The organism is Mycoplasma imitans ATCC 51306, assembly GCF_000518305.1.
Classification (GTDB): Bacteria; Bacillota_I; Bacilli_A; order Mycoplasmatales; family Mycoplasmoidaceae; genus Mycoplasmoides; species Mycoplasmoides imitans.
On the sequence record NZ_JADI01000008.1, the window covers coordinates 1 to 18,112 of the forward strand.

Genomic DNA, 18,112 nt, shown 5'->3' on the forward strand with positions numbered 1-18,112 from the left:
AATCCGCCCTTTTTAAGGACAACTTATGAATACGAGCGAACGCTTTGCAAGTAGCGAAGATGCATATATCACGCTTCCAAGAAAAGCTTCTAGGGTTAACTATTTGTTTCCAGTACCGAGAACGAACACACGTGGTCAAGGAGAAGATCCTAAGGTTAGCGAGTGAACTATAGCTAAGGAACTCTGCAAATTCATCCCGTAAGTTCGCGAGAAGGGATGCTCAATGTAAAAGTTGAGCCGCAGTGAAGAACGAGGGGGGACTGTTTAACTAAAACACAGCTCTATGCTAAATCGCAAGATGATGTATATGGGGTGACACCTGCCCAGTGCTGGAAGGTTAAAGAAGGGTGTTAGAGCAATCGAAGCTCCCGACTGAAGCCCCAGTGAACGGCGGCCGTAACTATAACGGTCCTAAGGTAGCGAAATTCCTTGTCGGGTAAATTCCGTCCCGCTTGAATGGTGTAACCATCTCTTGACTGTCTCGGCTATAGACTCGGTGAAATCCAGGTACGGGTGAAGACACCCGTTAGGCGCAACGGGACGGAAAGACCCCATGAAGCTTTACTGTAACTTAATATTGGGCAGAGTTTAGACATATAGAGAATAGGTGGGAGACTTTGAAGCAACTTCGCTAGGAGTTGTGGAGTCACCAGTGGAATACCACCTTTGTTTACATTCTTCTCTAACTAGTTGCTGTTATCCAGCAATAGGACAGTGTTAGGCGGGCAGTTTGACTGGGGCGGTCGCCTCCCAAAAGGTAACGGAGGCGTGCAAAGGTACCCTCAGCACGGTTGGAAATCGTGTTAAGAGTGTAATGGTATAAGGGTGCTTGACTGTGAGACTAACAGGTCGAACAGGTAAGAAATTAGGTCATAGTGATCCGGTGGTTCAGTATGGAATGGCCATCGCTCAACGGATAAAAGCTACTCTGGGGATAACAGGCTGATACTGCCCAAGAGTTCACATCGACGGCAGTGTTTGGCACCTCGATGTCGACTCATCTCATCCTCGAGCTGAAGCAGGTTCGAAGGGTTCGGCTGTTCGCCGATTAAAGAGATACGTGAGTTGGGTTCAAACCGTCGCGAGACAGGTTGGTCCCTATCTATTGTGCCCGCAGGAAGATTGAAAAGATTTACTCTTAGTACGAGAGGACCGGAGTGAAGACACCTCTTGTGCTCCAGTTGTAGTGCCAACTGCACCGCTGGGTAGCAACGTGTCGAACGGATAAACGCTGAAAGCATCTAAGTGTGAAACCGACTTTAAGAATAATCTTCCCTTCCAGCAATGGAGTAAGAATCGTTGTAGACTACGACGTTGATAGGCTAAAGGTGTAAGTGCCGCGAGGTATTTAGCTGATTAGTACTAATAATTCGAGGACTTAGATTTGATCAAAAAACATTAGTTGTTTTTTATCTAAAATGATTTGTTGTATTTAGTTTTTCAAAGAGCAATGGTGTGTGTGATATCGATATCGTGATGGAAACACCTGGTCCCATTCCGAACCCAGAAGTTAAGCATCATGGAGCCGAAGGTAGCGCAAGCAAGAATAGGAAAATATCACGCAAACAAAATAATAACACCAGATTCAAACTGGTGTTATTTTTTATTTTCACTAATAAGTAAACAGGTATGAATGGTGATTTTGAAAATAAATAATATTTATTTTACTTATTTTTATTTAATATAACTTGCCAAAATCATTAATTTATGTTTATAATTAAAAGTTAAATTAAAAATGATTATAGCGCTTCTTAAATCGATTTTAAGAAGAATTTTGAAGCAATATTTAATGCGTAAAACTAAACAAATTAAAAAAATCTTAATTTTTGCAGGGATTCCTGCTAGTATGATTTTTGGTTCAGTATTAAATGGTTGCTCGTTAATTGGAATTGTTAAGAAAAGTAGTAGTGCAAATCCAAATATAGATCCTACTCCTGATCCAAAACCAGTTATTCCAGATGAAAAAATGAACCAGTTAATCCTAATGATTTAAATAACGTTAATAATGGTGGAATTTGTACTGGTGATGAGGATCAAACAATCACTCCAAAAGAAGTAAAACCAATCGAATTAAAATACGTTAGTGATCAACCTTGATATAAAACATCAAGCACAGATAATGTTTATTTCGTTGATGAATCAGCAAAAACTAAACGCTTTTATTCACGTGCTAATAAGGTTAATAATAATAACTATGAAACTGAGTTATTAAATACTTATGGTAGTCAAGGTTTTAGATATCCAATTTGGGACTATAATTACGAAACTGGTAGAAACGCCTTTTTAAAATTGGCTGATGGCAGTGAATTAAATATGTCTAATGCTGTGTTTAATGAAACTGTGCTTCCAAAATATACAGGTGGAAATGAAAACGTTAGATTTAGTAATGCCGATTGAATTAAAGAACAAATTAAAGCTAACAGTCTAATGAAACATCCTTCAGCTATGTCTTGGTATCAAACAATGCCAACAGCTGATACATTAGCAGTAGAACAAGAAATAAAGATTAACACCAGAAGAGTTGGTTCGGTAATGACCGGTGTTTATGTTGTACCAGGTGAAGTAGCTAAGATTAAGTTAGGTGAAAAGACCTTCAATTTTTTAAGAGAAAATTACACAGATACAATCCAAGTAGTTAATAAATATTTAGGTGCAATCAATGATAGCGCTAATTACTATGGTTCTTGAATAGTTGAAGATAATAACACTTCATTAGTAAAGGGCAGCTCACTAACTACTGATAAAGTTAATGATTATCTTGAATTTTCTAAAAAGATGAAAGCGTTTGTTCTTTATGGCAACACGTCTAGTCAACCAGTCATTGTAGATATTTATGAAGATGGAAAATTAATTAAACAAAACTATAAGATTTCATCAACCTACACAATGAATGGTGTGAAGTTGTTTGTAAATAGATTTGCTAGTTATGATCAACATACAATTAAGATCGTTAACAAATCATCTACACCATTAACAATTGATTATTTTGGTTACGAGGATAATTAAATAGAACCAAATTTAATACAAAATAAAATGAACATGCAAATTGTTTTTAGCAGTATGCATGTTCATTTTATTAATTTTAACCGATTATTTTGGTTATTTATATGAAATGAATTGCTTAGAAAATTAAGTTAATTTGTGGGTATTGAACATATGGAAGCGCGGTAAAATTGTTTTCAAAATTTCCAATGTCAAAATGAGTTAATTTTTCGGGATTTTTTTCCATAGCATCCAATGTTTCTTGTGGGTCAATATTTCCAACAGCACCCGAGAAAAAAATCGCTTTTGAATCTATAGAAATTTTGTTATCAGTTGAAACATAAAGTTTGAAGATAACATTTGATAAAGATACATACATAACTCTGTATCCTTCTTTTAATTCTGAGTCAACCAACATAGAAGTCTCTAGATCAGTACCAACAATGTTTACGCGAGTGATGCTGCGGTTGTATCTAAAATGGATATGAGCTGTAGGATTATCATTAGCAAATTCGTTGTTAACGTTTAGTGCAAAATGTAGATAACGACCTGAGTGGTTTTCTGAGTTATTTTTAAATGGATCTGTTAATAAAGCATAATCATAAAAATTCATTCTGAAATTATAAATATACTTAAAGAAAGCCATAATATTAGCACTTAATAAAGCTGAGTTTTTATCAAACAAAGCTAAAATTTTTTGATGTTTTTCTAATTTAACTTCAGCTGATATTGATGTGTCAGCAATTTGTTTTTGCAATCGATAGATTTCGTTCGCATTTTTAGTTAACTGGCTGTCTAATTGATTAAACCTTTCAAGATCAAATTTTTCAACATTTTCTTTTTGTTCATAAGAAAAACTTAAATCATATTCAGCCAAAGCAGCTTGTAAATCATCAACATACTCAGCTTTAGGGAAAAATAATCTAGGTAACGGACTATAAGACACTTTATCATCAATTTTCATCTTAACTTTTTCAGAACTATTGTCATTAGTACAAGATACTACAGCCGTAGGTAATAAAGCGGTTAACAAACCTAAATTTAATAGTTTAAATATCTTTTTCATTTAATTAATATCTACTGCAGTGTATTGCAATAAGATTCCTCCATAAAAGTCTTTATATAAAACCTCAGCAGTTCGATTATTAGAACTTAAACCAAATGAAGCATATAAGTTTACATATTTATTTAAATTAAAAATCTCGTTAATTTGATTAGTCTCTAATAATCTTGGATATGTTTTAATATATCCAAATATAATATCTCTAGTTGATTCTTCTGGATCTTTACGTATTTGGATTTGTAAAATATAACCATCCTTATTTAATAGATAAAAAGTAACATTATTATCTGAATCAACTTGTTTAACTTCTTGGATAAAAATGTTGCTTTTTAAAGTTACAAAATTACTGTAAAGTAGTTTGTTTTCGTTATCACGAATCGCAAAAGCTGCAGCAGATTCATTGTTTTGTCTGGTAAAATTAGATTTTTGCATAAAAACTAAATTAGTTAAATTGTAAAGATATCATAACCAATTTTGGTTTTGTGCTTCATCGATAACCTCAATAGCTTGTTTGATTGGATAAGGGTATGAAATACCACTTAAAAAATTGAATTCAGCAGTTGGTGGTCTTGTAATTAAATTTGCATATTTAAGCGCAGATTTTAATTTAATTTTGTATGGTGAATTGATCAGATCAAATTGACTTTTAATGTATTCATCTTTTGCTTGATTGTTATCACCAAACATTTCATCCAAAATATTAGTAATAGCGGTTTGATTTAAAAAATTTCTTCATTTTAAATCAAGATCAGGAGTTAAGTTAATTTGATCTAAGTTTTGACTCACAACTTGACTTTTAATACCATAAGATGGAATTGTGACTAAAGCAAGGCTAACAAAAGCTGAGCTGATAATAAATTTTGAAAAAGCTTTTTTAATTTTCATTAGTTTTATCCTTCTTTAAAAAATTAAAAACAAAAGCCGGATAGCCATATCTTTGTTTTATTGGCATATCAACTTCGTATTGTTGCAATCCTGTCTCATAACCGTGAATAAATCCGCTATGAATAACTGACGAAATTAAATTTAATGAAATGTTTTTTGCTCTTGAAGCTCCAAAATATATTGGTAAATAACTTAGAACAGCTCCACTAACAGGTGCTGAAACGGTACGAATTAAAAATCTAAAGACTAGTTTATCTTTTTTAAGATAATAAACTTCATTATCACCAATTTCAGGACTTTCATCACCAAGTTTAATATCATCTAAATAAGTGTTGATAAAATTCAAACTATTAAATGGTCTTAATCTTTTAACTCTGTTTTGATATTGTTCAGATACTAAGATCTCTTTTGATTCAGGATCATAAGGATTAAGCGCTCAGGTTATAAAGTTTCAATCAAAGATATTTAAGTTGTTAAGAATAAAAAATCAATTTCTTGAAACAAAATCTTTATATTGAACGAAAAAATCAATTGGATTATCATCGTTTTTAGCACTAGCAATTAAGCCCTGAAGTTCTTGAATTCTTGCTCTTATTTCAGCAGCTTTTTCAGGGTTAAATCCGGCAAAAATTAATTCCTCACGTTTTTGTTTTAACTCTTCTTCTCACTGAGTTATTTCTAAAATTTTGAATTGTTTATTAAACTTTTCTTCAATTTGTTTAAATTGCGCTTTTATATTATCAGCATTCGTTTCTTGTTGATGAATATAAACTTCTTTAGCATTTTGAGCTTCAGGGGTATTTTTATAGATTAAATTAAGCAAAGTATCAATAATATTCTTATGAACTAATTCTTCTTTACTTGTTGTTCTTAAAGAAATATCCTTACTGTGATCAATATGTGAACTTAATTTTGATTTTTGGTCATAATCAGCACATGAAGTAGCGCTAAAAGCAAACGGAATAACTAAAGATAAGCTGGTTAATTTAGTTTTTAATTTCATTGATTTCTCCTCACGTATACCTTAAAAGTTTTAATTGATCGTTGTTTACTAGATCTAAAGCCCTATTAAAAATGCTTGCGTAATTGTTTCTTGTGTATAAGCTTAAAAGAACGTTATCAGCATGTTGCTTGTAAGCTAGATCTTCAGGATTTTCTTCTTCTAACACAGTGTAATAATTAGTTATTTGTTTAATTACATTTTCGTAAGCAGAAATAAAACTTGTATTAAAAGCATTAATTAAAGCATCCAGATCTAAATTTTCAACATTTTTAACAAAAACATCTGGAGTAAATAAAATCTCTTCTTTATTATCTTGTTTGTATCTAAAAAACACGATGAAAGCATCTGTTCCTAATTTTAAATAATTAGCTGTTTTTACCGTATAAACATCATGTTTTTGGTTTGATAACTCAAATGTTTTAATCCCTTCAAAAGTTAAGTTTTTTAAGTTATAAGCATACGATTTATATTTTTCTTGAACGTAGTCAAAAAGACTTTTGGTGTTCTTTGGATTATCTGGCGTTTCTTCATTACCTTTGATGTCAGTGTAATCATCGTTAAAGTAATTTAAAACGTATATGTTTTGATTAATATTTCACAAGTATCAAAATCAGTTTTTAGTTAATGTGTTTTTGATTGCATTAATTGAGTTAGTTACTTGTAATGAGTTTTCTGAACCCGATTTTGATAAGACGTTAATGTTTGAAGGACTAGCTGTGATTAATGCTGCTTTTAATTCATCATAAAAAGCATTGGGGATAGTTAATTGAGTTATTTTGTATAGATCAGCTAATTTCTTATCAGGTTGAATTTGATTCAAATAATTTTCAACAAACATTTCATTTGCTATTAAGGGTTGTTTTTGTTTTAGTTTAATAGTTACTTCACTTTGATCTTTTGGCTTTTTTTCATTAACACAACTTGATAAAAGTAAGCCAGGAAAAATACTAAAACTAGCGATAAAAACAACTATTTTATTTATTAATGACTTCTTCATAAAAAATGCTTTCTAATGATTTTTCCTTCTTACCCGATGAAACTATTTTACCCTTATGAATTAAAGTGTAAGAATCAACGTATTTATCAATTTCACTAAGAACGTGTGAAGAGATAAATATCGTCTTACCTTCGTTATGTAATTGGCTTAATAATTTAAATAATTGATATCTAGCGGTGGGGTCTAAGTTAGCTGCTGGTTCGTCCAAAATAATTAATTCAGGATCGTTAATTAATGCTTGCATTAATAATACTTTTTTCTTTTGCCCAGATGAAAAAGAATATGGTTTTAAATTTACTAAATCGATAATATCAAATTTTTCCAATAATTCATTAATTTTAGTTTTAGCTTGAGTTGAACTTAGACCACTTAATTTAGCCAAAGAAAACAAATATTGTCATGTTGTTAGTTCTTTTGGAAAAATTGCATTTTCAGGCACATAACCTAACTTAGCTTTAGAAGCGGCTTCTCGTGAGGAAATGCCATTAATTAAGATCTCACCTTCATATCGACGATATGAACCAATAATTGATTTAATTGTTGTAGTTTTTCCTGCACCATTTTCACCAATAAAAGCGTGAAATGCCCCTTTTTCAACGGTAAAATTTAAATCAAAAACTCCTCTAGAGTTTTTCTTATCTTGATATATTTTATTTAAATGTTTAACTTCCAAGATATACATTATTTGTAATCCTTTCTAATGTATAAGATATTGTTTGCTACTACAAATAATGATGCAATCACAGCTCATAGTAAAATGAATGAGTATTTATTAATAATCTCTTTATTACGCGCCATTTGCATAATTTCTGTCACTGGTTGAAAAACAAAATTGTTAGATTGCTTTAAGTCGTAACGAATGATAACTTTATTATTTTGAACTTCTTGCTTAGTTGAGTAATTTGCATACCCACCAATATGGTAAGTATAAGCACCATAATTAAAACTTAATTGTTTTGGCGTAAAGTTGTTTGAATTATCATCTAGCTTGTTATTAAATAATAAAGCAGTCGTTAATAGATCGTTATTTTGATTAAAGTAAATGTAATAAACTAAAGCAACAGTTAGATAGATCTGTCTTTCAATATTAGATTTAATTGTTTTGTTGGTAATTGATGAATCTTCTAAAACAGTTATATTATCATCTAAATTGTTAAATTTAGATTGTTCATCACTTATCTCGTTTTGAATCTTATTTATAAGAAGATTGTGATAATAAGTTAAATCGCTTGGATCTCCGTTTATATAATCATCTAACTTCATTAAATTACTAATAAATTGTTTAGCATAAGCATTAAAGACTTTTGAGTCTAGTAATTCTTTAATATAAGTCCAGTTCAATTTGCCGACAATATCATTAGCATTAGTATTGTTAAATTCATCTTCAGGAAAAGTGATATCAAAATTATCAGCATCTTGTCGAGCGTAGATAATTTTAGTGTTATTTAGTTCGTCTAAACTTGGATTTAAATTATTTTTTAAAGCTCCTGGAACTAAATAAACGTCTTGATAATTAGGTGTTTTATCATCGCCCATATTAACTAAATATCTTGGTAAAACATTATTCTCATTTAATTGATAAGAATATGTTAGCGCATCCAGATTGTTGTAATATAGGTAGTTATCTAAATTAGTAGTATAGTTATTTGCAAATGTATTAAAAATATTTTGGTTTTTGAAGTTAAAAATATCAATCATTTGATAAGGAGTAACTAGTCAAGAATATATCTGTCATTCAGTAGATGAGTTTTTTACTAAATTATAAGCAGTTCTTAGATATTCGGTTTGTTTTTCACTAAACGTTGGTTCGTCATAACCATTTGGCAAGATATAAAAGTTATCCTGATTATTGTTTAGATAAAATGTTTCGACATTAGCTTCATTTCCAGCTGGTTGTAATAATCTTTCGGTATTAAGATAGAAAGCTAAATTGTTTGCTGATGAAGTAGATTGTGAGCTTACAATACTACCACCAATAATTAAAGGTGAGATGATTGTTAATGGGATTGCTAAAGCAATCTTGCCATTGAACTTATAACCAATGATTGAAGCAAATAACCCAAAGATTAAAAAAGCAAAAAAGAAAACTGTAAATGAAAGTAACACAATCAGTGTTAAGTTTGTTTGCTTTAGATTTAAAGCTAGAATTAGATTGCTAACCATCATTAATATTGCTCAATAACAATCAAAAATAATAAAAACGATAAATTTAGCAATAAAAATATCCCTTCGGTTAATCGGTTTACTATATGTAAGTAATTCTAATCCTTCTTCTTCTAAATCTTTATAAACATTTAATGCTTTTAAACCCGCATAAAAGATTGTTAGAACCATTTCAGCAAAGATAATTGCATAAATAATAAAGTTCTTAAAACGATCTGGAATCGAAACTACTGATAATGTAATGCTAAAGATAATTGCTAAAGCAAAAAAGACAATTGGTAAGACGTAACTGCTTTTCTTTTTTAAGACAATTTTATGTAAAAAATATACATAACTTTTTACTGATTTCATATTAACTACTAAATGATAATAATAAGCGCAATAATCAACGATTGCGTTTGTTTTAAACGATTAATAGTTTAGTGGTTTTAACTACCAAACTATTATCTAAATAAATCCAAATTAAAAAAATTGGATTTTATTAACCCTCACAAAAAATTTTTATTCGGGCTTAGGGGTATAGGATTAACTTTTTTATATTATATATTAATTTATTAATTGGATAAGTTTTTAATTAACTTTTTACTTAACTAAGTAAGTAAATCAACAAAGGTGTTTTTGGTTCTGATTTGTTGTTGCTACAATTTGCATTCAAGTTAGTTGGTCTTCATGCTTAGGTTTTGTGTGTTTTTTATAAATTATTTTTTTGCGTTGTTTTTTGCGAATATTTAAAAGCTAATGCTACTTTCAATAAAAATTATTTTAGTTTTATTTTTTATGTTAATCCTTTTAAATAGGTTGATTTTTAAGTAAAAAAACTAAAGTATAAGCACATTACTTAAAGCATTTTATGGCAAAATAAATTGACAAATATTGGAAATGATATATATATATTAAAGAAGAATATACATACGTATATATCGACTTAGGAATAATATCTACTAACAAGAGGTTTTATGATGGTAAACGAGTTGAAGATGCAAAAGCAAAGTGAGCTAGATTACCAAAACTTGACGGTTTAAAATACACTGATGCAGATTTAGATACAAGACCTCAATACATTGATACTTTTAAAACCGCTGCTGATGTGTATCCTTCAAGTACTTATGCAGTAGTTTATAAAGGTAAAGATCCAAACAGTTACTACGATTCAATATTTAGTAATCAACAAACTATGGCTGTTATCAATAAATATTGAAATAAGTTTGCTGATGAAATAAGAGAGGGTAGAGGGGAATTTGATCCTGAAAAATTGGCTCAAGTAACTTTAGATGATGCTGATATTCCAACGTTAAAACCACTGATTACTTTTTCTGATTTCTATACAAAATCTCAAGTAGCTAAATATAACGCAGTAAGAGCTAAATTAAGTATTCCAACATTAACTGATCTATCAACAGTGTTAACCGAAAGAGAAAAAGCACAACTAATGTTACAAGCTATTTTAGCTGTTGTTAAGGGTCATTTCATTAGACAAAGAATAACTATAAATGGTCATGGTTTATCTGGCCACAGCTATAATATTGAAACTAGAAAATTTGCTCAATCTCGTGGTTGATTCTACACTGAAAACTACTATGGGTTGTACAACGCTCCAGTTGAAGCTCCTAAAACGCTTGGTTTCCCAGCTGATTTTGCCTCATCAATCTTCTTTAAAGCAATTATGGGTGAAAGAAGAGGATTTGAAAAATATCGTGATTCATCAGATTTCACAAGCTCACAAAATGAATGAGGTCATTTATTGGTAAGTGTTGATGCATCTCAAAGTAAATTCTATGGTGGTGTTGTGGTTGTTAAACAACAACCAAAAGATGGCGACCAAGATTCACCATTTAACAGCTATAGATTTAATTCTATCGACATGATGTTTAAAGTTGGCAATAACAATAAAAGTTAATAATTATTAGTTATTTAAAAATTAAAAAAAAATAGATATTTTTTAAAACTTATTCATAAAAGTTTTCTAGCTTATATTTAAAAAATATATTTGTTATAATTTCATTAGACTATAAAAACCTGTGAGGCTATTGATGGATTCTAATAATAAAAAAAGCAAAACTATCCGTTTTAATACATCTTCTAAAGATCTAGAGAAGTTCGAACGTGTTAAGTTAGAAGACACCAAAGTTTTTAACATGGAAGACAAGCTTCTTAAGATTGAATTACAAGAAAAAATTATTAACCTAACAGCTGAGTTAGAGAATTCAACGGATAAGCAAGCTCGTAAAGAACTTAAACAAGAAATCAAAGAATTACAAAAGCAATTGGCTAAATTGAACGAACGTAAATAGTAGATGTTTGTCAATTTAAATACGCGATCTTACTATTCGTTATTAAGTACTAATTTAAGCATTAGTGAGATTATTGATTTCGCCATTAAAAATAAACAAACACACGTTTGTTTAACTGATTTCAATGTTTTATATGGCGCTGTTGAGTTCTATAATTTAGCTAAAAAAAATCATCTAATCCCCATCATCGGATTAGAAATTTTTGATTATCATACAAATTCTGAATTAGTCTTAATCGCTAAAAACAATGATGGATATATTAAGCTGATTAAGATTAGCAGTTTTGCTTCAAGTAATCAAGAATTTAATCTTCATGAATATTTAGACGATAATCTTTTTGTCATCGTTAAATCAGGTAATTTTAAAGGAGATCATGATAACTGTATAGATCAAAAAGATTTAGCCTTTAACTTTGTTAATTGTTATGATTTAGATAAAAAAGTTGGTTTGAATGTGATCAACGCAGTTAGCATGAAGCAAGCTGGCAAAAAATCTAAGTTTGAGATTAATGAGTTATACAACTCTGATGTTGTGTCTGCAAGCTGTTTTTTATCTACTGAGCAAGCTAAAAAACAGTTCTCTAAAAAACAACTAGATAAGTTAGAAGACTTAGTTCAGCAATGTTCAAATTGAGATCTTGATAATTTAAAAAAGAATTCAATTATCAAATACGACGCACCTAAAGGTTTTGGTAGTAATCAATATTTGGTTGAGCTTTGCAAGAATGCATTTAATCAGTTATTAGAGCAAAGATTGGTAAAACCAGCCGATCAGAAACGTTTAATCTACGAATTAGAGATCATTAAAAAACTGAATTTCAGTGATTACTTCTTGTTTGTTTATGATTTTATTAATCACGCTAAAAAACAAGGGATTGTAATTGGTCCTGGAAGAGGTTCGGCTGCGGGATCGTTTATCTCTTATCTTTTAAATATCACTACGATTAATCCAATTACTTACGGATTGATCTTTGAACGGTTCTTAAACCCTGAGCGTAAAAGTATGCCTGATATCGATGTTGATATCATGGATTCACGCCGTGAAGAAGTTGTTGATTATCTATTTAGCAAATATTCTAAAGATAAAGTTGCGCACATCATTACATTTCAACGAATCAAGGTTAAAAATGCGATCAGAGATGTTTGCCGGATTTTAGATCTTAGAACAAGTGAAACAGATGAAGTCATTCGTTTTGTTTCTTATGATGAGATTGCTGATTGAGATAAAAATCAGAATGCAGCAGCACTGAAAAAAGTGCTTAATTGTAGTGAGTGTGATCTTGAACAAAGGAAATGTAAGCGTTCGGGAACAGTAAGTTGTTATATGATTGCTAAGATCTTTGATCTTGCACAAACAATCTTTAATATTCCAAGACAAACAGGTTTACATGCTGCTGGTGTCGTTTGTGGTAATGAGCCTCTTAATGAAACGATCCCATTACAATACCTAAATAATCGTTCGGTTTCCCAATTTTCAATGGAATATCTTGAACAATTTGGGTTAATGAAGATCGATTTATTAGGACTTAAAACCTTAACGATTATTGATGAGATCAACAGTTTAGTTAAACTAAACTACGATCGTAGTTTTGATATAAACAATGTTCCTTTAAATGATAAAAACACCTTTAATTTATTAAAAAAAGCTTACACTAAAGGCGTTTTCCAATTAGAATCATTAGGAATGCAAAACGTACTTAAAAAGGTATTACCAGAAACCTTAGAAGATATTTCAATTATCTCAGCGCTTTATCGACCAGGTCCACAAGACAATATCGATGAGTATGCTAAGCGCAGATTCTCAAATAATGATTTTGACTATTTAAGCGAAGATCTTGTGGATATTTTAAAACCAACACACGGAATTATCATCTATCAAGAACAAGTTATCAACACAGCAATGGTGGTTGCTAATTTTAGTGCTGCACAAGCTGATTCATTTAGAAGAGCGATCTCTAAAAAGGATGAAGCTTTGTTATTAAAAGATAAAAAAGTTTTCATCCAACAAGCAATCAAGAACAATTACTCTGAACAAAAAGCGCTAGAAATCTTTGAATACTTACATAAGTTTGCTGATTATGGTTTTAACCATTCGCATTCGTTATCATATGCTTTTCTAGCTTATCAGATGGCTTATTTAAAAGCCAATTACCCTAAAGAGTTTTATCTTATCTTATTAAAGAATAATATCGACTCTAAAGTTAAATTGACCGATTATTTCATTGAGATTATCGAACGTAATATTGGAATAATTAAACCTAATATCAATCAATCAGATTGATCATTTAGTTTAAGTCATGATAACCAAAAGATTATTTTAGGTTTTAATATGATTAATGGTCTTGGTAATGAAAATGCTAATAAGATCGTTCAAGCGCGAAATAATCAACAATTTGAAACTTTTGCTGATTGTTTAATTAATTTAGCAAAAAACGGCATCACCAAAAGTTTATTTGAAAAATTAATTAACGCGGGTGCTTTTGATCAGTTCAAATTAGATTTATCTAAGAAAGCAATGAGTGCTTTAGTTAAGTCTTATTTTGATAATAATGTTGGTTTTAAAAATGATGATGATTTGATTTCAGATGAAGAGAAAAAAGAAATTATTAATTCAAGTTTGTTCTTTTTAACAAAAGAACAACCAGAATTATTTATCGCTTTATCTAAAGATGAAGTGATAGCCAAAAATGAGTTAGCGGATTCGTTATTAAAGGTTTCATTCGAAGCAATTAAAAAGAAGATATATAAACCAAATATCTTTAAAAAAGAAATTGCTTTTTTAGAAAAACAAATTAAAGATCTAAAAACGATTAAGCAATTAAAAGGATCACTACAAAAAGAAGTGTGTACGATCTTAGTTCAAGTTAAAAAGGTTGAACTAAAAAATAAGATCTGAAGATTCACTTTATTTGATGGTGCATATGAGATTAATGCTAAGGTGAGAATTAAAAAATTAAGTGATTATTTATCTAACTTTATTAATCAAGATGTTAAGCTTTTAATTCGCTTAGAACACGATCTATTCCGAGGACATGATTCGTATACGATTTTAGATCTATTAGACGTACTTAAGTAAATAGATAAAAGATATGAACAACTCAAAAAAAGCGCTAATAATCGACGGCAATTCCTTAGTTTTTCGCGCATTTTATGCAACACTTGGAATGTATAATTATGCGATCGAACATAATATTCGACCAAACAACGGAATTAAGACAAGTTTGATGATGATTGACAAGATTCTTAATTCCCAAAAATTTGATTATGCGCTAGTAGCTTTTGATTCAAAAGAAAAAACTGATCGCGCAAAAGTTTATGAAGGTTATAAAGCAACCAGAAAAAAACCAGCAGAAGGATTAATTGAACAATTAGTTGCGCTACAAGATGGTTTGAAATTTTTAGGTCTAAATGTTTTATCATCACCAGGAATTGAAGCAGATGATTTGGTTGGCTCGTTTAGTGCACTTGCTAACAAGCATGAAATCAATTGCCATATTTACACATCAGACCAAGATATCTTTCAATTAGTTAATCAATATAATGTCGTATATCAATTTGTTAAAGGAGTAAGTGTATTTAACCAAATTGATATTGATAATTTCAAAGAATATTTTCATGATTTAAAACCTTTGGATGTGATCCAATACAAAGCTCTTGTAGGTGATAGTTCAGACAATATCCCAGGCGTTAAGGGGATTGGTCAAAAAACTGCAGTACAATTAATCAAGGATTATCAAAATATTGATAATATCTATAATAATCTTGATCGAATTAAACGAGCAGTTTCAGAAAAACTAATTGCGAACAAGGATAATTGCTATCTTTCAAGAGATTTAGCAACGATCAGAACAGATTGTTTAAATGATCAAGATATTGAAAACTTTAAACTAAAACCAATGGATTCGCAAAACTATTTTGCGTTTTGTGAATACTATAAGATTAGCCATTTAGATTAAAAATAAGATTATGCCAGAATTACCAGAAGTCCAAACAGTCATTAATTATCTAAAAACTAAGATCATTGATCAAAAAATTAATGATGTTGTTGTTAGTGCGCTTAAAGTATTAAAAAACTCAACAGCGCAAAAATTTAAGAAGTTCTTATTGAACGAACGTTTTGTTGACATCAAAAGAATTGGTAAATACATCATTTTTATTTTGTCAAACAACAAAGTGTTAGTTTCGCACTTAAGAATGGAAGGTAAATACAAGATTAACCAATTTAAAGCCAAGTATGACCAACGTCATGTGTTGGTTCGTTTTATCTTGGATGACTTTGAATTACACTACCATGATACGAGAAGATTTGGAACATTCCATATTCATAGTGTTTTAGATTATCAAGATCAAGATTATTTAAAGAAATTAGCAATTGATCCAACCCAAGAAGGCTGGGATTGAAAATATCTTAAAAATAATGCGCAAAAATCTTCACGCGCAATCAAATCAGTGATATTAGATCAATCTGTGGTTGCTGGAATTGGAAATATATATGCTGATGAGATCTTATTTTTATCAAAGATCAATCCTGCTAAAAAAGCTAGTGAGATTACTGATAAGCAGTTTAAAGAAATTGCTAAGAATGCTACAAAAGTCTTATTAAAAGCAATTGAATTAAATGGAACAACGATCTTTTCTTACCAGTTTAAAGAAGGTCATGCTGGTTCATATCAAGATTATTTAAATGTTCATTTACAAAAAGATAAACAATGCAAGGTTTGTGGTTCTATTATTAAGAAAACTAAGGTAAACAACCGAGGTACTTATTATTGTGAAAAATGCCAAAAGTAAGATTCTAGTTTGTTTGTCTGGTAAAGCTTCATCAGGAAAAACAATGCTAATTGATAAACTAAAACAAGATGGATACTATACGATTGTTTTAGATCAATTAATTCATCAATATTATCAAAAAGGCAAGGAAGGTTACCAATTTGTTTTAGATAATTTTGGGTCTGAATATGTTGATGAAAATCAAGTAATTCGTCAAAAATTAGGGCAATTAGTTTTTGGAAATCCTGAGAAACTTAAACTTTTAAGTAATTTTGCTGAAAAAATTGTGAAAAACCACTTAAACAACCTTAATTATAATGGCTTAGTTGTGGTAGAAGGAGCGGCTATTTACAACGCTCAAGAGAAATATTTAAATCTGTTTGATTATTTCATTTTAGTTAAGCGTGATAATAAACTCATCCAGGACTCAATTATGCAGAAATTCGCTTATTTAAAGGATTTTGATTTAAAAAAATGAAATCCAATTAAAGAAAATACGAATTTTAAAGCTGATATTTGCATTGAAAACAATGGAGATATCAACGATGCTTACAAAGAATTAAAAAAATTCCTTGAAAAAATTTCTGGCTAATGTGAATTATAATCCCCAAGTTGGGGAAAACTTTATAAAAATCCCTAATTTTCGGACTCGAAAATGGGGATAATTTTTTATTGTTTTATTATCTTTTTGTTATTATATTTTTTTCATATCAAAAATCTCAATCATCAATTTTTTAGTTGCTTATACTTTTATTGTTAAAAGTATTAAGCTTGCAGCCAAAAGCATATAAAAAAAGGGGAAAGATATGGTTGACTATGAAGAGTTATATGAGATTCACAAAATGAATGGAGGAGTTAGTGATTTTGGTTTGATCACTAACGTGTATATTCATATCTTAGGACCGCAAGCGACGATGTTTTATATTTGGTTATTAAACGATCACCAAGTATATTTAAACGAACGTTGAAAGAAAAATAACTTACCGTTATCTAGAATTCTTACAAGTTTAAATATCTCTAAGAAACAATTAATTGATTTTAGAAATTTACTTGAAGGAATGAGTTTGATTAAAACTTATAAAGAAGAAAAGAAACTAGAAAAACAATTAATTTATAAGTTTTGCTTAGCTAAGATGCTTGACTGAGATAGTTTAGTATCTCAAGAAGAAATTAAAAATCGAATTATTACTAAGATTGGTCATGAAGAATACTTCAGATTAAGTAGTTTATATTCAAATAAAAATATTGGTGGTAGCAACGTTAATGTTTCATCAACTTTTCACCAAGTTTATAAAAATAATAATACAGACGAAATTAATCATATTGTTAAACCAACTAAGACATTAGTTGATATTGACAACTTAAATTTTGGTGATTTTGAATTTTCACCAGAAACTAAAACCGCGCTAATTAATCTGTGTGAAAGATATAATCCAACTGAAGCTGAAATAAAAAAGATTATTAATACAACTGATGATATTAATGATGCTTTTGAATTAACTAGAGCAATTAGTAACTATACTAATGAAGTAGATCAAGTTGAAGATGATTCAATTCCTAAAAATATGGCACGCAATGAAAGTTTTTACAGTTCATTTTGTCCAAGTGATTTAGAGATTAAAATCTTAAGAGAATACCGCACTATGAACAGCGAAAAATATTTAAGAGGAATCTATCGTCGTAATTTATTTGCTAGAGAAGTGGAGTTGGTTGAAAAAATTAAGAAAGAACAAAACAATCGTGAACATATTGTTAATGCGATCTTAGATTTTGCAGCTCACTTTACTTTAACTGATCAAATTCAATTTGAATATGTAGAAAAAATTTCTAATACTTTAAAATTAAAGAACATTTCAAAATTAAATGACGCAGTTAAGTTTTTTAGAAAAACTTATTACAGTAAAAAGAATGCTAGTCTAAAATTTGAACTACAAAAAAATAACTAAAGATCATAACGAT

Annotated in this window: 15 protein-coding genes and 2 rRNA genes; 11 read left to right on the plus strand and 6 right to left on the minus strand. The window is 29.9% G+C overall.

Annotation, left to right across the window (positions count from 1 at the left end; genetic code table 4):
- The 4 genes from P690_RS0100915 to P690_RS0100930 all read left to right on the plus strand — a co-directional run.
- Positions 1 to 1,386: ribosomal RNA gene (locus tag P690_RS0100915) — 23S ribosomal RNA — on the plus strand; the annotation flags it as partial.
- A gap of 72 nt (positions 1,387 to 1,458) precedes the next feature.
- Positions 1,459 to 1,563, plus strand: a 5S ribosomal RNA gene (gene rrf / locus P690_RS0100920).
- A gap of 226 nt (positions 1,564 to 1,789) precedes the next feature.
- The gene (locus P690_RS03940; protein WP_027121929.1) at positions 1,790 to 1,993 is read left to right on the plus strand and encodes a hypothetical protein; all 204 of its coding nucleotides are present in this window, start codon (positions 1,790 to 1,792) and stop codon (positions 1,991 to 1,993) included.
- A gap of 320 nt (positions 1,994 to 2,313) precedes the next feature.
- Positions 2,314 to 3,006 carry a hypothetical protein gene (locus P690_RS0100930; protein WP_036459481.1) on the plus strand — a complete coding sequence of 231 codons (693 nt, stop codon included), beginning with the start codon at positions 2,314 to 2,316 and terminating at the stop codon, positions 3,004 to 3,006.
- A gap of 115 nt (positions 3,007 to 3,121) precedes the next feature.
- On the opposite strand, the gene P690_RS0100935 is transcribed toward P690_RS0100930, so the two are convergent.
- The 6 genes from P690_RS0100935 to P690_RS0100960 are packed head-to-tail and all read right to left on the minus strand — an operon-like array spanning position 3,122 to position 9,444.
- Positions 3,122 to 4,048 (minus strand): hypothetical protein, encoded by a 927-nt coding sequence (locus P690_RS0100935; protein ID WP_027121931.1) that lies wholly within the window; start codon positions 4,046 to 4,048, stop codon positions 3,122 to 3,124.
- A complete protein-coding gene (locus tag P690_RS0100940) occupies positions 4,049 to 4,930 on the minus strand; it encodes an aromatic motif membrane protein (protein ID WP_027121932.1) in 882 nt (293 codons plus the stop codon).
- A complete protein-coding gene (locus P690_RS0100945) occupies positions 4,920 to 5,933 on the minus strand; it encodes an aromatic motif membrane protein (RefSeq protein WP_027121933.1) in 1,014 nt (337 codons plus the stop codon). The genes P690_RS0100940 and P690_RS0100945 overlap by 11 nt, the downstream gene beginning before the upstream one ends.
- Positions 5,917 to 6,930: an aromatic motif membrane protein gene (locus tag P690_RS0100950; RefSeq protein WP_027121934.1), complete on the minus strand. Its 1,014-nt coding sequence runs from the start codon at positions 6,928 to 6,930 to the stop codon at positions 5,917 to 5,919. Before P690_RS0100950 ends, P690_RS0100945 begins: the two co-directional genes overlap by 17 nt.
- Positions 6,908 to 7,612 (minus strand): ABC transporter ATP-binding protein, encoded by a 705-nt coding sequence (locus P690_RS0100955; RefSeq protein ID WP_027121935.1) that lies wholly within the window; start codon positions 7,610 to 7,612, stop codon positions 6,908 to 6,910. The genes P690_RS0100950 and P690_RS0100955 overlap by 23 nt, the downstream gene beginning before the upstream one ends.
- A complete protein-coding gene (locus P690_RS0100960) occupies positions 7,612 to 9,444 on the minus strand; it encodes an ABC transporter permease (protein WP_027121936.1) in 1,833 nt (610 codons plus the stop codon). The genes P690_RS0100955 and P690_RS0100960 overlap by 1 nt, the downstream gene beginning before the upstream one ends.
- A gap of 736 nt (positions 9,445 to 10,180) precedes the next feature.
- Here P690_RS0100960 and P690_RS0100970 point away from each other — a divergent pair.
- The 7 genes from P690_RS0100970 to P690_RS0101000 all read left to right on the plus strand — a co-directional run bounded on the left by P690_RS0100970 (position 10,181) and on the right by P690_RS0101000 (position 18,099).
- Positions 10,181 to 10,990: a hypothetical protein gene (locus tag P690_RS0100970; RefSeq protein ID WP_027121937.1), complete on the plus strand. Its 810-nt coding sequence runs from the start codon at positions 10,181 to 10,183 to the stop codon at positions 10,988 to 10,990.
- Between the two features lie 133 nt (positions 10,991 to 11,123).
- The gene (locus tag P690_RS0100975; protein WP_036459483.1) at positions 11,124 to 11,384 is read left to right on the plus strand and encodes a hypothetical protein; all 261 of its coding nucleotides are present in this window, start codon (positions 11,124 to 11,126) and stop codon (positions 11,382 to 11,384) included.
- A 3-nt stretch (positions 11,385 to 11,387) separates the two neighbouring features.
- Positions 11,388 to 14,459, plus strand: a complete 3,072-nt coding sequence (locus P690_RS0100980; protein ID WP_027121939.1) for a DNA polymerase III subunit alpha — start codon at positions 11,388 to 11,390, stop codon at positions 14,457 to 14,459.
- Positions 14,460 to 14,472: 13 nt separating this feature from the next.
- Complete coding sequence (locus P690_RS0100985) at positions 14,473 to 15,339, plus strand: 5'-3' exonuclease (protein WP_027121940.1); 867 nt, start codon at positions 14,473 to 14,475, stop codon at positions 15,337 to 15,339.
- Between the two features lie 10 nt (positions 15,340 to 15,349).
- Positions 15,350 to 16,174 carry a DNA-formamidopyrimidine glycosylase gene (mutM, locus tag P690_RS0100990; RefSeq protein WP_027121941.1) on the plus strand — a complete coding sequence of 275 codons (825 nt, stop codon included), beginning with the start codon at positions 15,350 to 15,352 and terminating at the stop codon, positions 16,172 to 16,174.
- Entirely contained in the window at positions 16,155 to 16,745 is a 591-nt protein-coding gene (coaE, locus tag P690_RS0100995) for a dephospho-CoA kinase (protein WP_027121942.1), read from the plus strand. Before mutM ends, coaE begins: the two co-directional genes overlap by 20 nt.
- Positions 16,746 to 16,959: 214 nt before the next feature.
- Positions 16,960 to 18,099, plus strand: coding sequence for a helicase DnaB (locus tag P690_RS0101000; protein WP_027121943.1), 1,140 nt, complete (start codon positions 16,960 to 16,962; stop codon positions 18,097 to 18,099).
- Positions 18,100 to 18,112: the final 13 nt, after the last annotated feature.